The sequence below is a fragment of the Phyllobacterium phragmitis genome (assembly GCF_002980495.1).
In the GTDB taxonomy this organism is placed as follows: domain Bacteria; phylum Pseudomonadota; class Alphaproteobacteria; order Rhizobiales; family Rhizobiaceae; genus Paramesorhizobium; species Paramesorhizobium phragmitis.
The window spans coordinates 1-21626 of the sequence record NZ_PVBR01000035.1 but is presented as its reverse complement, the minus strand read 5'-3'; the positions used below and the strand labels follow the sequence as shown (position 1 = coordinate 21626).

Below are 21626 nucleotides of genomic sequence, written 5' to 3'. Positions count from 1 at the left end.
TGTACATTTGTCACGTTATCACGATTTAACCTCCTTGCAACCTTTTTGTGAGTTATGTACACACGAAAATAAGGAGAACATTCATGGCTCGCCCTAAGCTCGGTGAAACCGATACAGAGCGTATGCAGCTGAAAATAACGCGCGCAGAAATTGAAGCGATTGATGATTGGCGGTTTGCTAATCGAGTGCCGTCCCGGTCTGAGGCGGTTCGGCGTCTCGTGCAGATCGGAATACAGAGCGACGAAAGCTTACAGCAGATTAGAGCTCAAGCGGATGGCACCTATGAGTTTATCTCCGGACGCTTCGAACAGGCCCTCACTGACATCAAGAAGGGGCCTGACAAGGACGGATGGCTCGCGATTATAAATATCCTCTTGTTGATGAACCTCGACACGATGCAGATGATCGGCAACCTAGGCAGCACGGCGAGGCAGGCGTCCGATCAATTGGAAGCGATGAAGGGCGACGCGAAGGTTCCCGAGTTGATCGCGAATTCAAAAAACGTCTCACGCGAGTACGAAGTCACACGGTCTCGTATTCAAGATATCATGGGGCGGATGGAGACTAAGAAATGAACGGCCATATCCGCGAGCGCAGCCCGGGCAAATGGGCCATCGTCCTCGACATATACGATGAGACGGGGAAGCGTCGGCGGAAGTGGCATAGCTTCTCCGGCACCAAGCGCCAGGCGCAGGAAGAATGTTCGCGTCTCATCACGGCGTTGAAATCAGGAAACTACATCGAGCCCACGAAACAGACGGTGGCGGAGTTCTTCGATGAATGGCTGATGTTCGTCAAACCATCCGTCGCCCCGAAGACCCATGAACGCTATGCCGAGATCCTGCAGAAGGGTGTTGCGCCGCTCCTGGGCGACGTGACGCTTGCCAGGCTGAAAACCGACAGGATCGACGGAGCATTTGCGAAAGCCCTCACAGAGGGCCGCAGGGACGGCAGCGGCGGTCTTTCACCCCGAACGGTCCACCACATGCGCCGGGTGCTCATAAAAGCCCTCGCGCAGGCCGTGACGTGGGACCGGCTGATCAAGAACCCTGCCGTTGCCTCCACCGCCCCGAAGGTCGAGCGTAAGCAGATGCTGGCTTATGACGCCGCACAGACGGCCGCGTTGCTCGAGGCGGTCAAAGATACCCGGCTTTATGTTCCCGTTATCTTGGCGGTCATGTGCGGCTTGCGCAGGGGCGAGATAGCTGCGCTCCGCTGGCAAAATGTCAATCTTGGCGACAACCTCCGTTCGATCTCCATCGTGACAAGCGCCGAGCAGACGAAGGGCGGCGTTCGCTACAAAGAGCCGAAAAGCGGGAAGGCTCGCGCCGTGGCGCTATCTGCGAATGTGGCTGCTGAACTTCGAAAACACCGGGCAACGCAGGCTGAAGAGCAGTTGAGGCTTGGTGTGCGCCTCGCTGATGACGGTTTCGTTGTCGCCCAATATGATGGCAGTCCGCTACAGCCGCGATCCCTCACCCATGAATGGATGCGGATCATCCAGAAGACTTCCCTGCCCCGCATCCGCTTCCATGATCTCCGGCATACCCATGCGTCGCAGATGCTGGCGTCCGGCGTGCATCCGAAGGTGGCAAGCGAGCGGCTTGGCCATTCGACAATCGGAATAACACTCGACCTATATTCCCATGTTATGCCGGGGATGCAGGCAGATGCCGCAGAACAGGTTGACTTAGCGATTAGGAGCGCGGTAAAGGCGAAGCCGTAAAAAGGCTTTCGGTAGCAAAATGGTAGCAGCGCCTCAAAACAGGGTTGCCGGAAAACCAAAAAAGCTAATGAAATCAAGCCTTGGAGGGGTGGCCGAGCGGTTTAAGGCACCGGTCTTGAAAACCGGCGTGCGGGAGACCGTACCGTGGGTTCGAATCCCACCCCCTCCGCCATCTCAGTACAATGCCGGGCAATCCGTTCACCGCCAATTCTACGCTGTTTGCTGTCGCCAGCCTTCTTACCTCCTCACATAGCGTTGCGCCAATACGTGACCGGCATAGCTTTTCTTTGCTGCGATAAATTGGATGAGTTCGGCTTCATATGTGCGGGGAACAGCATCTGTCACCGACGCGCGTCGCCGAACGACCGTCCACCAATCTGCGAGCGCGCCAGGAAGCCCGGTTTCCAACTTGGCGTCCGACGCGGCTTCGAGCACGGGGAAATACCGGAACAATGTGGCAAACACCGCGTCGACAAGGCCGAACGCCTCACCGGCGAAGTATTGTCTCGGCCGAAAACGCTCGTCGATTATCTTCAAACGTTCCGCCAGTTCAGTCATCGAGGTCGAGAGAGCGGACGCGTCGGCGTCGCGATAGATGATGCGGGCGATGATAGTCAGCAGGTCGTCCGCATAACCCATCCAGGCTTCGTGCCGCGCCCGCGCCAAAGGATCGCCCGGCATCAGGCCGCCGCCTGAAACCCGGTCCAGATAGCACGCGATAACGCTCGATTCGAACAGCCAGTCATCAGGCCCGATCCGAAAGACTGGAACCTGACGGCCCGGCGAAATGTCGTCGAGCCAGGCAGGCTTGTTGTCCAGGTCGATATCGGTCCGCTCAAAGGCGATGCCTTTTTCCCGCATCACGATGACGACCCGTTGCACGTAAGGGCACAGTCGGTGCCCGACAATCTTGTAAGGCTCCACCGACATCGCTCAGCCAGTCATGCAATGGATATTGAGCTTGTTGCCGTCCGGGTCGCGGAAATACGCGGCATAAAACCCCTCGGCGCGAAACCCCGGCTTACCCTCATCCGTGCCGCCCAATTCCAGCGCCCTGGCGTGCACAAGATCGACCTGTGCTTGATCCGCGGCAGCGAGCGCGATCATGACGCCATTGCCGACCGAGTAAGTCTTTCCGTTTTCGGGGATGTGAATTGAAAACGCCGGACCGCTATTTTCGCTCGCCCAGACGATGAAATCGTCCATATGCATGATTTGCTTCGCGCCGAACTCCGCCAGGAGTGCATCGTAGAAGCGTTCCGAGCGGGCCAAGCCGGCCGTGCCGAGCGATGTATACCCAATCATTTCGAACTCCGTCGTCGGGATTCTTGAGATGAGGAGATCGTATTTTATTGCAAACTCTACGGAAATAGACGTATGTGTAACCTCATCTTGCAATAATGAAATGGACTTCGGTTGGATTGGAACCTTGTTAAGGTGTTTCTCGCGGTCTGCGAGACGGGCTCCCAGGTCCAGGCCGCCAAGCGCATCGGGCTGAGCCATGCGACAGTCTTCCGGCACATTTCGGCGCTGGAAGAGCAAACGGGAACGCGTCTGTTCGAACGCGTCAAAGGCCGCTTTGTACTGACGGACGCCGGCGACGAAATGCGTGAGATCGGTCTCGGCATCGCTCAATCTTTTGAGGCGATCGATCGGCGCGTTTCCGGCCGGGATGGAAGCGCCGAAGGGATTGTCTGCCTTACCGCGCCACGCAGCTTTTCCGACGCCGTGCTGCCGCACTATCTGGCGGACTTCTGTGACGCACATCCGAACATCCAGGTGGAGCTCTTGGTTTCCAACCAGGAGATGAACATGTCGGACCGGAGCGCGGATATCGCCTTGCGGGTCGCCCAAAGCCCGCCGGATCATCTTTGGGGCCGGCGCGTTCTCAGCATCGACTGGGCAGTCTACGCCGCCCCGTCTTACCTAAAATCCACGCCGCCGCTGACTGGAGCGGACGATTTGGCCGGGCACGGATTGATCGCGCCTGCGGGACAGTTGCTGCGTCATCCGGCTTTTCGTACAGCCCTGAGTCAGAAGCAGCCTTTGACCGCGATAAAATGCGACGACCTCACCACGATGGCGTGCCTGGCGGCAAAAGGTTGCGGCGTTGCTCTGCTGCCTGACGATTTACGGCGGCCGGATTTGAAGCGATGTTTCACTTATCCTGCAGCCACTGCGAACACGCTCTGGGTTCTCACCCATCCCGACTTGCGCAGCGTGCGCAGAATATCGCTGCTAATGGGATTTCTCGCAAATGCCTTCAATCGCGATCCCCGTTGGAATGGCGTAACGGCACATAGCCACCATACCAGCAAAATATCATCATAGTGCAACAACGCAGCAATGGTGCCCATCTTGATTTCGCACGGCCCGTCATTGAAATTTATTCTTTCTTTTTCAATGTGTTATATATGATTTATCTATCTTTTCATTAAGATTGGACAGTTTTTCCTGCTTTCCGCTCCCTGATTGCAGCCGATATCACCCCGCTGGCGTGGAATATCCGTTGCCGTGCGGCTGAAAACAATATCGTTGCCGAATTTTTGGTGTGGGTATGAAGCGCGCGCTTACTTCGTCTTGTTCTTAAACGGCTTGTTCCTTCTGCCGGTTGCGGCGGCAATGCTCGTTCCCGCGATTACCACGTCTGTCGTCGCCGAATGCATGTGGGTGGCTCTTTTCGACTGTGAAAGAAGAACATGTAGTTTTTGATCAGCGAAGATTCGGTTATGATTTGATTCTGGCGCAGCCCACGCCTCCCCCCTCCGTTCGGGAAAGTATAATTCATGCGGGGCCATCTGATCGTCGAACCGACTGTTCGAGCACCAAGCATAAGGAGGGGTTGCAAAAATTGCTCGCAATAGGAGGTTTTTCGATGAAGCTGTCTGCACCGATCTATCTTTTGAAGCGCAAAGCCAGGCTCTTATCCCGCGAAGAAAACATTCCACTTCACGTGGCACTTGACCGTATTGCCGTCAAGGAAGGCTTCGGCGGTTGGAGTTTGCTCGCAACCAAAGAATCTGCAGCCGCGCCGGCTGGGAAGCTGTTTGCCCGATTGACACCCGGTGATTTGGTTCTGGTGGGTGCGCGACCGGGCCACGGCAAAACCCTGATAAGTCTCGAACTCGCGGTCGAAGCCATGAAATCTGGAAATCGCAGTGTATTCTTCACGCTGGAATATACGAAAAACGATGTTCTGGATCGTTTTCGCACTATCGGGGCGGAACTGACACATTTCGATGAGTTGTTCGAATTTGACAATTCCGACGCTATAAGCGCCGATTACATCATAAAATCGTTGGGGTTGGCGCCCCGCGGCACGCTGGTGGTCGTAGACTACCTGCAGTTACTCGATCAGAAACGTGAAAACCCTGAGTTGATGACTCAGATTCGCAAGCTGAAGTCATTCGCCCGGGATAGAGAACTGATCCTCGTCTTCATCTCTCAGATTGATCGGTCATACGATCCGTTGAAGAAACCGTGTCCCGATATCGGCGATGTCCGGCTGCCGAATCCGTTGGATTTGTCGCTGTTTAACAAGACGTGTTTCTTGAACAAAGGCGAAATTCGTTTTCAGGCGGCGAGTTAACGAATCCAGTTCCGTCGGGGGCGAGGTAGGTTTGCCCCTGACATAGGCTTGGTCTGCTTCTGTCGAATGAGCGGCTAGACCGATCGTCTTTTCGGCGTTCTCCTGGGCAATACGCCTGCAGGTCGTGGAGGAACCGCCCTGAGGTTCTTTGGATTGGGCCAATCATTGACGGGCGGCAAGCGCCCGCTCGATCCTATCTGATGCAGATAGAGGCCAGCGGTGAGATAGGCATCTTCAAGGGCGCCGTGCAGCCGCTCCCGCCGCGATAGCCCGATGCGCTTGAGACAATGATCCAGTTTCGCGGATTCTCCGCGCCATACATTACGGGCGCGTTCCATTGTGCAAAATGTCGGCTGCGCCAGTTGCTCGACATCGGCCTTTCTAAGCTCTCGCTGGACATAACGCATGTCGAATTCGGCATTGTGCATGACCAGTTCATCGGCCCAGGACAACCATCTGTGAATCTTCGGCGCCAAATCGGCGAACAGATCCTGAAACCGCGTCATCCAGTCATCGTATCCATGCACAGCCAGCGCGCCGGGATGGCTGTCCTTGCGCGGATCAAAAACAAGATACAGTGATTGCCGCTGCAGTTCGTCACCTTCGATGCGCATCGCACCAAGCGTCACGATCCGATCATATGGCAAGAGCCCCGTCGTTTCGGTGTCGAGCACGATAATGCGACGAAGCCGCGTATGTGCGGCTGGCTTATAGATGTTGTCCGGCATTTCTATCCCCATGGCCCAGGGGGAAGAATGCAGAAAACATGTCGGCATGTCCAGGATTGCCCGACGATGTGCTGGCCTGTTATTGTCCGCAAACTTGCGGGATTGATACGCGGGCTGGCTGTGAGATGCTGGTCTCCCTCGACATTGGAGGAAAACATTTTCATGACCAAGCAATTTGCCGGGCTGCTTTTCGCCAGCGTAACAGCAATTTTCGCTTCCACGCACAACAGCACAGTGTTCGCCCAATCAAAAAATGCCGACGCTCTTTTCGAACGAGCCGCTAAAGGCAATATCGCCGAAGCTGGCGGCGCACGTCGCCTGAAGGGTGACATCACCGCTGCGTTTCGTGATCAAATCAAGGATGGTCCGGCAAAACATGTCATTTTGCTGATCGGTGACGGTATGGGCGATTCCGAGATCACCATCGCCCGCAATTATGCCGTTGGCGCCGGCAACTATTTCAAGGGCCTGGACGCCCTCCCCGTAACCGGCCAATATACCCATTACTCAATCGACAAAAAGACCGGCAAACCCAGCTATGTGACTGATTCAGCCGCCTCCGGCACCGCTTGGGCAAGCGGCGTCAAGACGTATAACGGCGCTATCGGCGTCGATATTCATGAAAAGCCACACAAGACGCTGCTTGAACTCGCCAGGCAAGCCGGGTTTGCCACGGGCGATGTGAGCACGGCCGAAATTCAGGACGCCACGCCCGCCGCGCAGATGGCGCATGTCACTCACCGCAAATGCTATGACCCCACCAGTACGGCTGAAAAGTGCGGGAGCAATGCACTGGAAAATGGCGGCCTCGGTTCGATCAGCGAGCAGCTCCTTAATACCCGTCCAGACCTGACGCTCGGCGGCGGCGCCAAATATTTCGAGGACAAGGCAAGGGCTGGTGAATGGAAAGATCAGACGCTGCGGACCCAGGCTGAAGCGCGCGGCTATCAGCTCGTCGGCAATCTGGAAGAACTCGACAAGGTCACGGCGGCCAATCAGGACAAGCCTCTGCTCGGCCTCTTCACTTCTGGCAACATGCCGGTTCGCTGGGAAGGTCCGAAGGCCAGCCATTATGGCAATATCGAGAAGGACCCGGTGAAGTGCAAGCCGAATGAAAAGCGTTCAGCAAGCACTCCAACGCTCGCCCAGATGACTGAAAAGGCAATCGACCTTCTCAAGACCAACGAGAAAGGCTTTTTCCTGCAGGTCGAAAGCGCTTCGATCGACAAGCAGGATCACGCCGCCAATCCCTGTGGTCAGATCGGCGAAACCGTGGCTCTCGACGAGGCGGTGCAGGTGGCGTTGGACTTTGCCCGCAAGGACGGCAACACACTTGTGATCGTCACCGCCGACCATGCGCATACGAGCCAGATCATCGATCCCGATGCGAGGGCGCCTGGGTTCACCCAGGCACTGAAGACAAAGGACGGTGCCATTATGGCCGTCAGTTACGGCACTTCAACCGAACCCGATCATCAAGGCCATACCGGCACACAGCTGCGTGTCGCTGCTTTTGGCCCCGGCGCCGCCAATTTTTCAGGCTTAACCGATCAGACTGATATGTTCTACACTATTCGGGACACGCTCAATCTCTTAAGCCGTGCCAGCGAATCGGGACAGAATGGTGCCGTCGCTAGGCAACCTGCCCAAGGTGCAAGATAATTTTCTGCGCCACCGTCCTCATGTGGGCGAGGACACACCCAACACAAAAGGCGGCTCCGAAGAACCGCCTTTTGCAGGAGTGATATAATCCGACACCTCAGCTATAGGGTGAGTAGCACTGGCGGCGCGGGCCGTTATAGGGCTGATAGGTATTGTCATAGGCCCGATACGAACGGTATTTGTTGGCGCACCATTGGACATGGGCGTTACCATAACCTGACCGCGATGGCTGCTTGGCGATGGCACCGCCGATCACCGCGCCGGCGCCGAAAGCCGCCAGAGGATACCACCATCCATCCCGATGGCGCCGATATCCGCGACGATGATGGCGATAGCCGCGGTGTCCGCCCCAATGTCCCGGGCGGTATGCGGGACCATGTCCCCGGCCACCCCAGCTTCCACGCCGTTTCCAGCCGCGCGAGGAGTGCTTCCTGCGGTGCTGGACCTGCTTGATGTTGGAGCTCGTCTCGATCTGCTTCGCCAACAGCGGAGCCGCGCTCACTGGAATGGCAGATGTAAACGCTATGGCCACGCCAAGCGTCCCTGCACAAAATGCTGATAAGAACTTCTTCATAACAACTCCCGTTGATCAAATAACCGTCCCGTGGAAATAGACTGCATCAATATTCATGAACACGCGATGAATGTACGCCACCTCATTGTATATATTTCAAATTACAGTTGTTTTAGTTTAACAAATCGAAACAGGTCAATCTACAACAGAACACCTTACCGTTTGTTTCAAACCGTGATCTGCCGAACCCCGTTTCCGCCATCATTATGCGGAACCAAGGCAATGGGGCGGGCGTTAAAAACCGTATTTAACAGTCCGGAGGTTTTTTTATGACCAATCAGACGATTCCCGCAGATGTCTATCAACGCCATGAAAGAGAATGGCAGATATTACGACAGTCCCTCGCCGGCTCTCAGCCACCGCCGCAGCCGCAAGACACGCAAAAGAAATAATCCCTCCAAGCAAAATCCGGAATCGCACTCGAAGTGCGCTTCCGGGTGTTCGTTTTTCATGCTGCTTTTTCTGTTTTTAGACGGATCACGCTTGCTCATGGTAAGCTCACAAGGACGGTATCACCAAAGAGAGGTCGGGAGAGGAATACGCCATGAACACAGCCAATCTCCAACTCGAGGGGCTCTGCCTTGCCGTAGCCTCGGTCAATCGTCTGCTGGTTGCCAAGGGAATCCTCTCGCAAAGCGAAATAGACACCGCTCTGCGCAAAGCGGAATCCGCGATTGTCGGAGACGAACGCATCACCGAGCAGCTTTCGCCGGCCAATCGGGATGCGGTTTGCTTTCCTATCCGCCTGCTGCAACTTGCAAACAGTGCCGGCGCCGATACCACATGGTCGTTTTCGCATCTCGCAAAATTGGTCGGCGAGACGAAACGTCCATATAATGATCAGATCTAGGTTCAGCACATTTCCCGTTGACGAGACTTGCCCGTTGGATGATCTTCTCACAAACGGAGGCGATCATGATCACAGGTTCTCAATGTCACGCAGCACGCGCCCTTGCCGAGGTGTCTCGCGATGAACTGGCATTATCCTCGGGCATTGGCGCTGAGATTATTGCCGATTTCGAACAAAGAATAGCGGAGCCGGATCGAGACATCATCACCAATCTCCAATCAGCCCTGGAGCGTGCGGGCGCCGTCTTCATCCATGAAAATGGCGGCGGCATCGGCGTTCGCCTCAAATTCACGAAGTCTGACACCCGCCGCCTTTCCGTTCTCGAAAGTGAGGGCGGTATTGCCGCCGATGATGACGTGCCCTGAGACATCTCCTTCCGTCTGGTCCCTCCATCCGGTAGTGCCCGCCGCATGAGCCTCGGATCCGTCAAAGCATTTCTCTTCGAAAGACGCTATCGCCGCGTAGGCAGAAATCCGCCTCGATCGACGCGAATATGGATTGTTTTATATCCGCTTCCCGGCTTCGTCGAAGATGTGCAGGTCAGCAGCGCTTGCGCCAATGCGCATGTGCGCCCCTGGCTCCACGATCGTCTTCCCTGCGACCCGGACGACGAGGCGGGTCTTTCCGGCATCGCCATAGACAAAGCTCTCCGCACCAACCGGCTCGATCGCCCGCACGACAATATCGAACGTTGCATCCAGCCCGTCCGCGCCATCGGCGGCGGCGAGGACCAGATTTTCCGGGCGGATGCCGAGCGTGGCAGCCTCTCTTGAAAGTGACAGCCCCTTGCCGCCGATTTCGGTGCCGTCGGCGAGCGCCGCCCGTCCTTCGCCGCGCTTCAGCGGTAGGAGATTCATCGGCGGTGCGCCAATGAAGCTTGCCACGAACAATGTCGCTGGCTTCTCGTAAATGTCGAGCGGCGCACCGATCTGCTCGACATTGCCGGCATTCATGACGACGAGAACGTCAGCGAGCGTCATGGCTTCGAGCTGGTCATGCGTGACATAGACGCTGGTGACACCCAGCGAGCGCTGCAAATTCTTGATCTCGACACGCATCTGGCCGCGCAATTTGGCATCCAGATTGGAAAGCGGTTCGTCGAACAGGAATACCTTGGGGCTACGAACGATGGCCCGGCCCATCGCGACGCGCTGGCGCTGGCCGCCTGAAAGCTCGCGCGGACGGCGCGTCAGCAGATGGTCGAGTTCCAGCGTCGCGGCGGCTTCGCGGACACGCTTGTCAATCTCAGGCTTGGCCATCCGGCGGTTGCGCAGGCCATAGGCCATGTTGTCGTAGACGCTCATATGCGGATAGAGCGCGTAATTCTGGAACACCATGGCGATGTCGCGCTCCGCCGGGCCGAGTTCGTTGACCTCTCGTCCGTCTATCAGGATCTCGCCTTCCGTAATCGTTTCCAGACCGGCGATCATGCGCAGAAGCGTCGATTTTCCGCAGCCCGAAGGTCCGACCAGGACGCAGAGCGCACCGTCTTTGATCGCCAAATCGACCTTCTTCACGGCCTCGAAGCCGCCGGGATAGATCTTGCGGATGTCTTTGAGATCGACGGTTGCCATTATTTCTCCGTTTCGACGAGGCCGCGGACGAACCAGCGCTGCATGAGGACGACCACGAGAATGGGCGGCAGGATGGCGAGGATGCATGTCACCATCACCAGATGCCATTCGGTATCGGCGTCGGCAAACGAGATCATCTTGCGCAATGCGATGACGATCGTGCCCATGTCGTTGCGGTTGGTGACGAGCAGCGGCCAGAGATATTGCGTCCAGCCATAGATGAACTGAATGACGAAAAGTGCCGCTATGTTGGTTTTCGACAGGGGCAGCAGGATATCCCAGAAGAAGCGCCACGGCCCTGCCCCATCGACACGCGCCGCTTCGACGAGTTCACCGGGGATCGTCATGAAGAACTGGCGAAACAGCAGTGTCGCGGTCGCCGAAGCCATCAGCGGCAGGGTCAGTCCCGCATAGGTGTCGATCAGTCCGAAATCGACCATGACCTTGTAGGTCGGCAGGATGCGGACCTCGACAGGCAGCATCAAAGTGATGAAAATCAGCCAGAAGAAGGTCATGCGAAAGGGGAAGCGGAAGAAGACTACCGCATAGGCAGACAGGATGGAAATGAAGATCTTGCCGACCGCGATCAGGACGGCGACGACAGTGCTGTTCCAGAGCAGGCGATCAACGCCGACACCGCCGATACGGTCGATACCGCCGAATAGCGCCGTTGTGTAATTTTCGAGAAAATGGCTGCCCGGGATAAGCGGTAGCGGGGGCCGCAGGATCGTCTGCAGCGAATGGGTCGAAGCGACGAATGTGTAATAGATCGGAAAGGCGACAATGAGGACGCCGAAGATGAGAACGGCATGGGCGATGATGCGGCGCGAGGGCCTGTTGTCGATCATAGTCCCCTCACCCGTAATGCACGCGGCGTTCGACATAGCGGAATTGAACCGCCGTCAACGCGATGACGATCACCATGAGGATCACTGACTGCGCCGCCGATTCGCCCAGGATCAAATTGACGAACCCGTCATTATAGACCTTGTAGACGAGTGTCTCAGTGGCCTTGCCCGGACCGCCGCCGGTCACGGCATGGATGATGCCGAACGTATCGAAGAAGGCATAAACGGTATTGATGACCAGAAGGAAAAAGGTCGTCGGCGCCAGCAGCGGAAAGATGATGGTCCAGAAGCGTTTCATCTCGCCTGCTCCGTCGATGGCAGCAGCCTCGACGAGAGACTTCGGTATTGCCTGCAGGCCTGCAACAAAAAACAGGAAATTATAACTGATCTGCTTCCAGGATGCCGCCGCGACGACGAGGATCATCGCCTGTGGGCCGTTGAGCAGCGGGTCCCAATAGATGCCCAGCGACCGGAGCATGACGGCGATGGAGCCGATCGACGGGTTGAACAGGAACAGCCACAGCATGCCGGCGATGGCGGGTGCAACCGCATAGGGCCAGATCAGCAATGTGCGGTAGATACCGCGTCCACGCACGACCTTGTCGGCCATGACCGCCAGGAAAAGGGCGGGGACCATGGCGAGCACGGCAGTGGCGACGGAGAAGACGATCGTGACCTGGAACGAATGGAGATAATTGGGATCGTTCAGCACGTGCCTGAAATTGGCCAACCCGACATACTGCGTCGAGAGGCCGAAGGGATCTTCGCGCAGCAGGGATTGGTAAAGCGCCTGCGATGCGGGCCAATAGAAGAATATGGCCGTAATAGCAAGCTGCGGCGCCAGAAGCAGATAAGGCAGGAGCTTGTTGGGAAAGATTGCGCGGGGTGCCACACTATGTCCTTTTGACCATCATCCCGCCCGCATAGCGATGCGGGCGGGATGACGTCTAGACTTTCAGGAGAATTATTGGCCGATCGCCTGCTTGATGGCGGCATTGCCGCGGGCGACCACGTTATCCAGCGCCTGCTGCGCCGTCTGTTGGCCGTCCAGCATCTTTTCAAGCTCTTCATTCTCGATGTCGCGAACCTGCGGCAGGTTCACAAGACGAACGCCTCGCGAATTTTCCGTAGGCGCCTTGCCCATCATCTGCGTAATCGGCGTTTCGCGGCCCGGATTCTTCTCATAGAAGCCGGATGCCTTCGTTTCCTCATAGGCCTTCAGCGTGACCGGCAGATAACCCGATACCTGATGGAGCCGCGCCTGGATTTCTGGGCTGGAGAGGAACTTGAAGAAGGCCGCGATGCCTTTGTACTTCTCGTCCGACTTTCCGCCGAACACCCACAGGCTCGCACCGCCTGGAATGGTGTTCTGCGGCGCGCCTTCCGCTTCGGGTTCATAGGGCAATTGGCCGATGCCGTAATTCATGCCCGACTTGACGATATCGCCGAGGCCGCCGGAGGATTCGGTGAGAATGCCGCATTCGCCGGCGAGGAATATTTGTTTGGCTTCAGACGTACGGCCGCCATAGCGAAATACGCCATCCTTGGTGAGATCGGCAATCTCCTGGAAATGCTTGACGAAGAGCGGTGCGTTGATCTCAAGCTCGACATCCAGTCCCGCAAGGCCGTTTTCCTTGGTGCCGTAGGGAAGATTGTTCCAGGCGGCAAAATTCTCCAGATGGATCCAGGTCAGCCAGGTCGAGGTATAGCCGCATGGAGCGGCGCCGCTGGTCTTGATCTTCCTGGCCGCTTCCCAGACCTCGGGCCAGGTCTTCGGCGGGTTGTCGACGTCGAGCCCGGCCTTTTCGAAGATATCCTTGTTATAATAGAGAATGGGCGACGAGCTGTTATACGGGAACGACAGCATGGTGCCGTCAGGCTTGGAATAATAGGCAACGATTCCCGGCAGATACTGGCTCTTGTCGAAAGTCGCGCCGCCTTCGGACAATATCTCCGCGACCGGCTTAATCGCGCCTTCGGCCGCCATCATGACACCGGTTCCGACGTCGAAAACCTGAATGATATCAGGCGACTGCTTAGCGCGGAAAGCGGCAATGCCTGCATTCAGCGTTTCCGGATAGGTCCCCTTGAAAACCGGAACTACCTGGTAATCGCTCTGGCTCTCGTTGAATTCCTTCGAAAGTGTGTTGACGACTTCGTTGTTGGCGCCAGTCATGGCGTGCCACCAGCTGATTTCCGTGACGGCGAAAGAGGATGTCGACGACATCAACGTCAAGGCGGCGGCAAGGCCGATGGAAATACCACTCGTCTTCATAATGCTCTCCCTTATTGCTGGCGTCATGAGCGCGCCGCTTGAGGGCAGTATCGATTCTATGTGACAGTTGAACAACAGTTTATTTGCAGTTTTGTGAACAGTTGAGCCTCTCTCCCCAGTGAAAGGAGATTGGCCTGACAATCGGCGTTCACGACCGGAAGGCGCCGATGGACGGCGGTCCACAGAAAGACATAAATTTATTTCTCTTTAAAGATGATAAAAGACTTCATATATTTTCAGAAGAGTTCTAAACTGCGCTTCGTTTGGCGCCCCTTCGGACGGCTTCGAGAGAAAAGGATCATCCCATGCGGCTTACCCGCCAGACCAATTATGCAATCCGGATGTTGATGTACTGCGCTGCCAATGAAGGCCGCCTCAGCCGCGTGCCCGACATCGCAAAGGCATATTCCGTTTCGGAACTGTTTCTCTTCAAGATCCTGCAGCCGCTCGTGGAACACGGGCTGGTCCAGACGGTGCGCGGCCGCAATGGCGGTGTGCGACTGGGCAAGGCAGCCACGGCCATCACGATTTTCGATGTGGTGCGTGTGACGGAAGAAAGTTTCGCCATGGCCGAATGTTTCGAGAACGACGCGACCGAATGCCCCCTGGTCGACAGCTGCGCACTCAACTCCGCGCTGCGCGAAGCACTTGGTGCATTTTTCGAGGTTTTGGCGAAATACAGCATCGCGGATCTGATCAAGGCACGGCCGAACGTCCGCGCGCTCCTGGGCATTGAAGAGTTCGAGCCGCAACTGGCAGCGAGCTGAGCATTTCAAAAAATCGCGGCGGCACAATGAGATAAGGAGCCTTACGGCTCTTTTTCTTACGCGATTCACTTTTCCTGGACTTGCTTTAAATCGCTGCGGATTGTGGGAGAATGAAAGGCGCGCCGCCATCAGGCAGAACGCCGACCTTCAATGCGCATTCGTAAACACGCAGAATACGGTCGTCCGACAGCATCTCCTGCGGCTTGCCCGCCGCATCGACCCGGCCATGATGCATCACCACGATCCTGTCCGCGAACATCGCCGTCAGATTGAGATCGTGCAGGATGGCGATCACCCCCCCGCCCCTCTCGGCAAAGCTCCTGGCGATGCGCATGATGATGAGCTGGTGCTTGATATCGAGGCTCGACACCGGTTCATCGAGAAAGAGATAACGCGGCTCTCCATCGAGAACGGGCTGCCAGACCTGACAGAGCACGCGGGCCAATTGCACGCGCTGCTGCTCACCACCTGATAATTCCTGGTAAAACCGCCCGCCAAAGCCTTCGAGGTCGACCATCGACAGCGCGCGGTCCGGCAGATATCCGATCTCGTGGGGATCTACGCCGGAATAACCGCTGGTCAGACCGAGCCGGACGATTTCGCGCACCGTGTAGGGAAAGGCGAGCGACGTCGCCTGTGGCAGTACGGCGCGCAGCTCGGCCATCTGCCATAGTTTCAGCGCCTCGAACGGCTTTCCGTTGATCGATATGCGTCCCGTGAAGGGCAAATCCCCGGAGAGCGCACGAAGCAGCGTGGTCTTGCCGGAGCCGTTCGGGCCGACGATGGCCGTCAGTTCGCCCGGGCTTGCCGTGAAGCCGACATTCTCGATAATTCGCGTTTTGCCGATAGCGACCGACAGATTTTCCGCTTTGATCATGACGATTGCCTCAAAGGTCCAGAATTCCGCGCCGGCGCAGCAATATCCAGAGGAAAAACGGCGCGCCAACGGCGGCAGTGACGATGCCGATGGGCAGTTCGGCCGGCGCAACGATAGTCCGGCTCACCGCATCGGCCAGCAGCAACAGGATGGACCCCAGCAGCGCCGATGCAGGCAGGAGATAGCGATGATCGGGGCCGATCAGCAGACGCAGAAGATGCGGTACGACGATGCCGACGAAACCGATGCCGCCGCTCACCGCGACGGACGCGCCGACCGCCGCCGCAACCGTGACGATGGCGACGTTCTTCAACCGCTGGACGGGGATGCCCAGATGATTGGCCGAGGCTTCGCCGAGCGCTAGCCCATTGAGGCCGCGGGCAAGAAATGGAGCCGTGGCAAGCGCAAGCGCGATGATCGGCCCAGATGCCGCGATCTTGGTCCATGTCGCGCCCGCAAGCGATCCGAGCTGCCAGAATGTCAGGTCGCGCAGCTGCTGGTCGTCCGCCATGTAGATCAGAGCGCCGGTCAACGCTGCTGACAGGGCGCCGAGCGCTATGCCAGCCAGAAGCATGGTCGCAACGGATGTCTGACCGCGTCTCGTGGCGATGCCATGGAGCAGAAAAGTGGAAATCAAACTGCCGAGAAAGGCTACGATCGGCAAGGTATAAATGCCGAAAATCGCAGCCACCGGCGCGAGAACCGTCCCGCCCAGAACGATGGTGCCCACCGCTCCGAGGCTCGCGCCGGCCGAAACACCGACCAGCCCCGGATCGGCCAGCGGATTGCGGAAAAGCCCCTGCAGGACCGCGCCGGATATGGCGAGCGCCGAGCCGATCAACACGGCGAGAATAATGCGCGGAAGACGTATCTCGAGAACGATGATACGATCGCGTTGAGAAAGCGCTCCTTCAAGCGAAGCCGATGAGGAAAGCCATTGTTTGACGACTGCCCATGCAGATGCATCCGATGCCCCCGCGGTAAGGCTGAAAAGCATGGTCGCAACCAGCAGCACCGCGAGGAGGCCGATCGTTGCGCGGGCGTAGGCCGATCGGTCGCCGTGCACCTGCCCTCCTCCACCGGCGAACTCCGTCCTCTTAAGCATGGTGACGTGGCTCAATGCTGCACGGCGTCGCCGTAGAGCGCCACCGAGAGATCATGCGCTGCCTTGGCCGTGCGCGGGCCGAAGCCCAGGAGGTAAAGCGCATTCATGCGCACCAGGTTTTTCGTCCTGGCGGCAGGCGTGCCTGCGAAAGCCGGATTGCTGAAGATCTGGTCGTCGTTGGCCGCGTGATTGCCTGTCCGGTCCATCATCAGGATCATATCGGGTGCTGCCTTGCCAACCGCTTCCTCGGTCAATTGCTTATAGCCGTCATAGCCATCGATCGCATTGACGCCGCCGGCAAGCTCGATGATGCCGTTTGCAGCCGTGTTCTTGCCCGATGCCATGATGCGGTCGCCCTGCATCGACAGGATGAACAGGACGCGCTTGCGCTTGTCGACTGAAGATGCGGCCTTCTGCGCGGCCGTCAGGTCGGCGTCCACGGATGCGGCGAGTCTGTCCGCCTTTTCCTCGACGCCTAGCGCTTTGCCGACGCTGTGTATCTTGTCGAGCACGCCTTGGCCGGTAAAATGCTCCGGCACGATCACCATGGGAATTGTGGCCTTCTTCAAGACATCCAGGGCTTCCGGCGGGCCGCTGCCCTCCAGAAGAATGATCCCCGATGGGTTGACCGAGAGAACGCCCTCCGGCGACAAAGCACGCATATAACCGACATCGGGAAGCTTGCTTGCCTCGGGCGGAAACAGGCTCGTGGAATCGCGTGCCACAAGGCGTTTTTCCTCTCCAAGCGCGTAGATAATTTCCGTCAGCGAACCGCCGATGGAAATCAGCCTTGAGCTATCCTCGATACGCGTGGTCTCTTCCGCCAGCGCATTTGTGGCCATGGCACAGGAAGCAGCCACGGTAAGCATCGAGAAAAAGCGTGCTGCCCGCCCTGCCCGTCCGGATATGCCAAACAGACGGCGGATACCCTTACCCATCACATTGTCCTTTCAAATGACCTCTCAGGCGGCAGTCGATTGGCGCACGCGCGGCAGGTTTTCGATGAGGAAGCGCCAATCCTCCCTTTCGCCCTGCCCTTCATGCCTTTTGCCGAAGAACTGGATGATCATTTCATGGTTTGAATCATAGGTTTCCAAAGACGTCACATGGCCGTCTTTGGTCGGCTTGCGAACGGCCCAGACCTCGTGAATATGATCGGCGCGCAGGTGAAGATGGAATGTCGGGTCGAGCACGTTGAGCCATGGCCCGACTGATTTCAGTTCGCTGATCGGTCCCGAATGGATCTGGATGCAGCCGCGGTTGCCGACAAAGCACATGATCGGAAGTGCAGCCTGGGCAGCATGGCTCATCATCGCGCCGACCGCCTGCGTGTCGAGGGGCCAGGCATATTCCTCGCCGATCACCCTGACCGCCTGATGCCGGTCCAGTTTGAAATCGCGCAACAGGCCGATAAACTGGTGCACGTCGGTCATCTGACTCCAACGCTGGCGGAAATCATCGCGGTCGATGTCTTCGATGCCGCCCGGCACCTTCTTGCCGCTTAGCGCCACTGTTTCGATCGCCGGCGACTGGTCGTCGGACCGCATCGCCTCGACCAGAGCAGAATACGCGTCGAGATCCGATTGCGCACGCAGATGGATCTTGTGTACGGCTTCGCCCGCTTCATCGAAGAACTGCAGGCTGCGGCGCACGTCGTCGCCGTCGCGCTTTTCAACAGCAAAGCCATGCGCCCATGCCGATGGAAAAATGCGCAGGTCGATCTGCTCACCGAGCACCATCGCCGCATGTTTTCCCTGCACGACCTTGTCATAGACGCCGATCTTCTCGTGTACCGCACTTTCGTTGCGCGTCAGCGCCATCACTTCGCCGACAGCACCGATGCCATTCAGGAGCGTGTCGACGTCAGGCCGGATGCGGGTGACTGCGTCACCGCATTGCGCTGCGACGTAATCAGCCTCCGATATGTTCAGGAGTTGGGCGAACTCGCGTTCACGCAGTTTCGGATTTTCAGCGCGCGCGCGTAAAATTTCCTCGGGGGACGGTTTGGAGGTGCCAGTCATGTCATGTTGCCTATTTATTCGGTCTATTTATTCAAAATGAGTTTGCCCTGACGGGTGATCTTGAGGCGGTACAGGGAACCGGCATGCTCAATCCCGACTTCGGTGGAGCCGTCGAAAAGTTCACCGCTGCCATAGGTTTTCAATGGATGCTGTACCCGCTTGTGGGGTTCGGCATATGGCGCGGCCGCTGCGAGCGAAGCGGAGGATGATCCGGCCACGCGCGGCAACTGAACCTTCATGTCGATGAAACTGCGTCTGTTCATTGCGCACCCCTTTCCGTCTGGAGGCAGGCGCCCCAGTTGTACCTCTGACGCCCGATCTCTTTTGTTGAGTGAAATTATCATCTTTTTGCGCTCGCGCAATAGAAGAGTTCATAACTCAACTTATATGGATACATGGCTTTCCAGCGGCGATAGAGCCGCACCGGCATCGCTCGAAATGATGCCGATGCGGCTGGATGATTCTAGAACCGCTGCGTCATGGAGATTTTGAACGTGCGGCCCGGCTCGGTGAAATAGTCCTTCGGGACGGAGCCGCTGTCAGGAATATCGAGCGCGTTCCAATATTTCTTGTCGAAGATATTGTAGACACCCGCCTGGATGCGCATGCCCTTGAACTGCTCCGGCTCCCACCAGCCAGTGATATCGAAGAGCGTGTATCCGGGCGTCTTGTTGTAGTCGGAGTCGGGGTTCTCGACCTTGTTGCGTGCCGCAGCCGCGGTCATCGAGAAATCGGCTCCCCAGGTCTCGGTCGCATAACCGACGCCCAGGACGCCCTTCAGCGCGGGAATCGAGTTCAGATAGACATCCTCGTCCGTGTCCTTGCCCTGCGCGAAGGCGATCCCACCCCAGGTCTTCCAGCCGTTCGAGAAGACGTAGTGCGCCTTGGCTTCCGCGCCATAGATCTGCACATGGCCACGGTTGACATATTTGGTGATGCCCATCGGGAACATGCCGGGCGGCACACCCGCTTCGGCGGCAGTCATGCTGACGGTATCGATGAAATTCTTGTAGTAGTTATTGTATATGCTGACCGACCCGCCGAACTGATCGTCGCCGAATTTCGCGCCGATATCGAAGCCATTGCTGGTTTCGGGCTTCAGGTCTGGATTGCCGAAATTGATATAGGTCCCCGGCCCGCCATAGGTCATATAGAGCTCCGTCGACGAGGGAGCGCGGAACGCCTGGGCCCACTGCGCATAGAGAATGACATTATCCGCAGCGTCCCACTCAGCCCGCAGCTTGGGCGAGAACTTGGAATCGCTCGAATCCGGCGGATAGCCTGTGAATCCGGGATTCACTTCATAAAGAGGCGTATCCTGCGGATTGCGTTCATACCAATCGAAACGCAGTCCCGGCGTGATGCGCAACCGGTCGTCGTAAAGGCTGATCTGATCCTCTACGAACAACCCTATAGTTCCGCCCTCCACCTTCGGCATCTCGGCCTGGTTGGTATGCAGGAAACTGCAAGTGAAAGTCCATGCGATGTCACAATTATCCTCGCCCAACGCCTGCTGCTTGACCGAACTCAGATAGCCGTCCATCCCGAATTTGAAGGTATGAGTATAACCGCCGAACTCGACTGCCTTCAAGCCGACCGCATTTATGCCGACATCCGTTTCCTCCATCGTATTGTCACGACGATAAACACCGATGGGGGCGGAATCGCGCCAGGCGCTTGAATCGTCGCCCTGCGTCAGACGCTGCCAGTAAAGGATGACGGACGCCTGATCGAGCCACGCGTCGCCGCTGCCGTCATAATCATAGGTGGCTGAAATTCTCTCACGCTTGCGCGTCTTCGCTTCCTTGAAGGATCCGGCTTCATAGGTGCCCGTTGATGCGTTGTACTTGTCCATATCCTCATCGAGGTCGAACCGCTCCGCCGTAAATCCGAAGCGATGCCCGCCATCGACATGCTGATGGAGCTTGAACAACAGATTGTTCTGGTCGTATTCGGCCGGGTTCTTTTCGGTGCGGGTGGCGCCGAAACCGCCGATGTCACCCATGTTTTCACGTTCGTCGCCAGCGCGATAACCGCCCTGGAACAGGATATATGTGTTGTTCGCCCGCGCGGCGAGCGCCTGATTGATGTTCCAGCTTCTATCGGCGCTGTCATAGGAGCCCTTGGTCAGGCTGCCCCAGTTCTTGCCTTCCGTCAGCAGATCCTCGGGATTGAGGGTGCGGAGCGAGACGACGCCGCCGAGCGCGCCTGAGCCGAACAGGCTTGAATCCGCCCCCTGAATGATATCGAGCGTGGACAACGTATCGAAATCGATGCTGGATATGCCGCCTTTCACGCCGCGCGCGCCATCGTCGAGCCAGGGAACCCTGATTCCATCGATCGTCGTCAGGACGCGGTTATCGCCAAGGCCGCGGATATTGATGCTGTCGCTGGTCCTGCTGTAGTTGATGCCGGGATCGAGGCGCCCGATATCTTCGATGCGATCGACCTGCCGCTCTTGCAGTTCCTTCCGGGTTATTCTCTCCGTCAACACGGTGGGCGCATCGATGCCGGTCTGTTTTGCCCCTTTCACGACGATCGGCTTCAGCTCGATCGGCTCCTGCTTGTTCGCATCCTGTGCGCCAGCGCTTGCCATCATCGATGCATTCAAAGCACCGACTGCCGCGCAGCCTAACCAAAATCTCTTTGAAATGTTGCCCATAGCCCCACCTAACCCGTTTCGACCTTGAAAAAACGACGTTGGCTTGCGTAGGCGGAAAGCCTGGCTGGCTATGCTTGTTCGGAACGGCCGATTTTCGAGCCATCATCCCCAACGAGCAGAACGGACCTACAAAATATGATATTTTTAGTCAAGATAATAGTTGCGAGTAATTTCGCTTTGAAATAGCCTTTTCAAATCAATGCCCCGACAACAAATCCGATAGGAAGAACAAGATGCAGCATCTAGGTCGTAGTGACGATTTAAGGTTTTGGGATTCCAAAATTCCGGCAAATCAGATTCAACACTGACTTTTGGAGGTCAGTGATGGATTGCGATGTTCTTCGGGATGATCAATGGGAACGGATCAA

The 21626-nt window shown here is 57.1% G+C and carries 22 protein-coding genes and 1 tRNA gene; 9 read left to right on the top strand and 14 right to left on the bottom strand.

The window, feature by feature from the left end; translation table 11 throughout:
- Positions 1 to 83 precede the first annotated feature (83 nt).
- The 3 genes from C5748_RS25710 to C5748_RS25700 all read left to right on the top strand — a co-directional run bounded on the left by C5748_RS25710 (position 84) and on the right by C5748_RS25700 (position 1898).
- Complete coding sequence (locus C5748_RS25710; protein ID WP_105745679.1) at positions 84 to 575, top strand: hypothetical protein; 492 nt, start codon at positions 84 to 86, stop codon at positions 573 to 575.
- Complete coding sequence (locus C5748_RS25705) at positions 572 to 1726, top strand: site-specific integrase (RefSeq protein ID WP_105745677.1); 1155 nt, start codon at positions 572 to 574, stop codon at positions 1724 to 1726. Before C5748_RS25710 ends, C5748_RS25705 begins: the two co-directional genes overlap by 4 nt.
- A gap of 82 nt (positions 1727 to 1808) precedes the next feature.
- Positions 1809 to 1898 (top strand) — tRNA-Ser (locus tag C5748_RS25700).
- Between the two features lie 65 nt (positions 1899 to 1963).
- On the opposite strand, the gene C5748_RS25695 is transcribed toward C5748_RS25700, so the two are convergent.
- Together C5748_RS25695 and C5748_RS29595 are read right to left on the bottom strand one after the other, a co-directional pair.
- Positions 1964 to 2656, bottom strand: coding sequence for a glutathione S-transferase family protein (locus tag C5748_RS25695; protein ID WP_105745675.1), 693 nt, complete (start codon positions 2654 to 2656; stop codon positions 1964 to 1966).
- A gap of 3 nt (positions 2657 to 2659) precedes the next feature.
- Positions 2660 to 3031 (bottom strand): VOC family protein, encoded by a 372-nt coding sequence (locus C5748_RS29595; protein WP_105745674.1) that lies wholly within the window; start codon positions 3029 to 3031, stop codon positions 2660 to 2662.
- Positions 3032 to 3163: 132 nt separating this feature from the next.
- On the opposite strand from C5748_RS29595, the gene C5748_RS25685 reads away from it, so the two are divergent.
- Both C5748_RS25685 and C5748_RS25680 read left to right on the top strand, forming a co-directional pair.
- Positions 3164 to 4057, top strand: a complete 894-nt coding sequence (locus tag C5748_RS25685; protein ID WP_158259934.1) for a LysR family transcriptional regulator — start codon at positions 3164 to 3166, stop codon at positions 4055 to 4057.
- Between the two features lie 544 nt (positions 4058 to 4601).
- On the top strand, positions 4602 to 5315 hold the full coding sequence (locus C5748_RS25680) for a DNA helicase (protein ID WP_105745670.1): 714 nt from the start codon (positions 4602 to 4604) through the stop codon (positions 5313 to 5315).
- A 74-nt stretch (positions 5316 to 5389) separates the two neighbouring features.
- Here the strand turns inward: C5748_RS25680 and C5748_RS25675 are convergent, their stop codons facing one another.
- Entirely contained in the window at positions 5390 to 6043 is a 654-nt protein-coding gene (locus C5748_RS25675; protein WP_105745668.1) for a 3'-5' exonuclease, read from the bottom strand.
- A 162-nt stretch (positions 6044 to 6205) separates the two neighbouring features.
- Here C5748_RS25675 and phoA point away from each other — a divergent pair, with 162 nt between their 5' ends.
- On the top strand, positions 6206 to 7705 hold the full coding sequence (gene phoA / locus C5748_RS25670; RefSeq protein ID WP_105745666.1) for an alkaline phosphatase: 1500 nt from the start codon (positions 6206 to 6208) through the stop codon (positions 7703 to 7705).
- Between the two features lie 97 nt (positions 7706 to 7802).
- On the opposite strand, the gene C5748_RS25665 is transcribed toward phoA, so the two are convergent.
- A complete protein-coding gene (locus C5748_RS25665; protein WP_105745664.1) occupies positions 7803 to 8279 on the bottom strand; it encodes a BA14K family protein in 477 nt (158 codons plus the stop codon).
- A gap of 544 nt (positions 8280 to 8823) precedes the next feature.
- Here C5748_RS25665 and C5748_RS25660 point away from each other — a divergent pair.
- On the top strand, positions 8824 to 9129 hold the full coding sequence (locus C5748_RS25660) for a hypothetical protein (RefSeq protein WP_105745662.1): 306 nt from the start codon (positions 8824 to 8826) through the stop codon (positions 9127 to 9129).
- Positions 9130 to 9194: 65 nt separating this feature from the next.
- The gene (locus tag C5748_RS25655) at positions 9195 to 9494 is read left to right on the top strand and encodes an XRE family transcriptional regulator (protein ID WP_199194903.1); all 300 of its coding nucleotides are present in this window, start codon (positions 9195 to 9197) and stop codon (positions 9492 to 9494) included.
- A gap of 138 nt (positions 9495 to 9632) precedes the next feature.
- On the opposite strand, the gene ugpC is transcribed toward C5748_RS25655, so the two are convergent.
- The 4 genes from ugpC to ugpB form a co-directional block, all read right to left on the bottom strand.
- Complete coding sequence (ugpC, locus tag C5748_RS25650; protein ID WP_105745660.1) at positions 9633 to 10703, bottom strand: sn-glycerol-3-phosphate ABC transporter ATP-binding protein UgpC; 1071 nt, start codon at positions 10701 to 10703, stop codon at positions 9633 to 9635.
- The gene (gene ugpE, locus C5748_RS25645; RefSeq protein WP_105745658.1) at positions 10703 to 11551 is read right to left on the bottom strand and encodes a sn-glycerol-3-phosphate ABC transporter permease UgpE; all 849 of its coding nucleotides are present in this window, start codon (positions 11549 to 11551) and stop codon (positions 10703 to 10705) included. The genes ugpC and ugpE overlap by 1 nt, the downstream gene beginning before the upstream one ends.
- 7 nt (positions 11552 to 11558) lie before the next feature.
- Entirely contained in the window at positions 11559 to 12443 is an 885-nt protein-coding gene (gene ugpA / locus C5748_RS25640; RefSeq protein WP_105745655.1) for a sn-glycerol-3-phosphate ABC transporter permease UgpA, read from the bottom strand.
- 72 nt (positions 12444 to 12515) lie between these two features.
- Entirely contained in the window at positions 12516 to 13826 is a 1311-nt protein-coding gene (gene ugpB / locus C5748_RS25635; RefSeq protein WP_105745653.1) for a sn-glycerol-3-phosphate ABC transporter substrate-binding protein UgpB, read from the bottom strand.
- A gap of 305 nt (positions 13827 to 14131) precedes the next feature.
- On the opposite strand from ugpB, the gene rirA reads away from it, so the two are divergent.
- The gene (rirA, locus tag C5748_RS25630; RefSeq protein WP_105745652.1) at positions 14132 to 14593 is read left to right on the top strand and encodes an iron-responsive transcriptional regulator RirA; all 462 of its coding nucleotides are present in this window, start codon (positions 14132 to 14134) and stop codon (positions 14591 to 14593) included.
- An 85-nt stretch (positions 14594 to 14678) separates the two neighbouring features.
- Here rirA and C5748_RS25625 read toward each other — a convergent pair whose 3' ends face one another.
- The 6 genes from C5748_RS25625 to C5748_RS25600 all read right to left on the bottom strand — a co-directional run bounded on the left by C5748_RS25625 (position 14679) and on the right by C5748_RS25600 (position 21195).
- A complete protein-coding gene (locus C5748_RS25625; RefSeq protein ID WP_105745650.1) occupies positions 14679 to 15470 on the bottom strand; it encodes a heme ABC transporter ATP-binding protein in 792 nt (263 codons plus the stop codon).
- Between the two features lie 10 nt (positions 15471 to 15480).
- Positions 15481 to 16575, bottom strand: a complete 1095-nt coding sequence (locus C5748_RS25620) for a FecCD family ABC transporter permease (RefSeq protein WP_105745648.1) — start codon at positions 16573 to 16575, stop codon at positions 15481 to 15483.
- An 11-nt stretch (positions 16576 to 16586) separates the two neighbouring features.
- A complete protein-coding gene (locus tag C5748_RS25615) occupies positions 16587 to 17513 on the bottom strand; it encodes a heme/hemin ABC transporter substrate-binding protein (RefSeq protein ID WP_425350304.1) in 927 nt (308 codons plus the stop codon).
- A 24-nt stretch (positions 17514 to 17537) separates the two neighbouring features.
- Positions 17538 to 18596: a hemin-degrading factor gene (locus tag C5748_RS25610; protein WP_105745646.1), complete on the bottom strand. Its 1059-nt coding sequence runs from the start codon at positions 18594 to 18596 to the stop codon at positions 17538 to 17540.
- A 23-nt stretch (positions 18597 to 18619) separates the two neighbouring features.
- Positions 18620 to 18859 (bottom strand): hemin uptake protein HemP, encoded by a 240-nt coding sequence (gene hemP, locus C5748_RS25605; protein ID WP_105745644.1) that lies wholly within the window; start codon positions 18857 to 18859, stop codon positions 18620 to 18622.
- Positions 18860 to 19059: 200 nt separating this feature from the next.
- Positions 19060 to 21195, bottom strand: coding sequence for a TonB-dependent hemoglobin/transferrin/lactoferrin family receptor (locus C5748_RS25600; RefSeq protein ID WP_158259933.1), 2136 nt, complete (start codon positions 21193 to 21195; stop codon positions 19060 to 19062).
- Between the last annotated feature and the right edge of the window lie 431 nt (positions 21196 to 21626).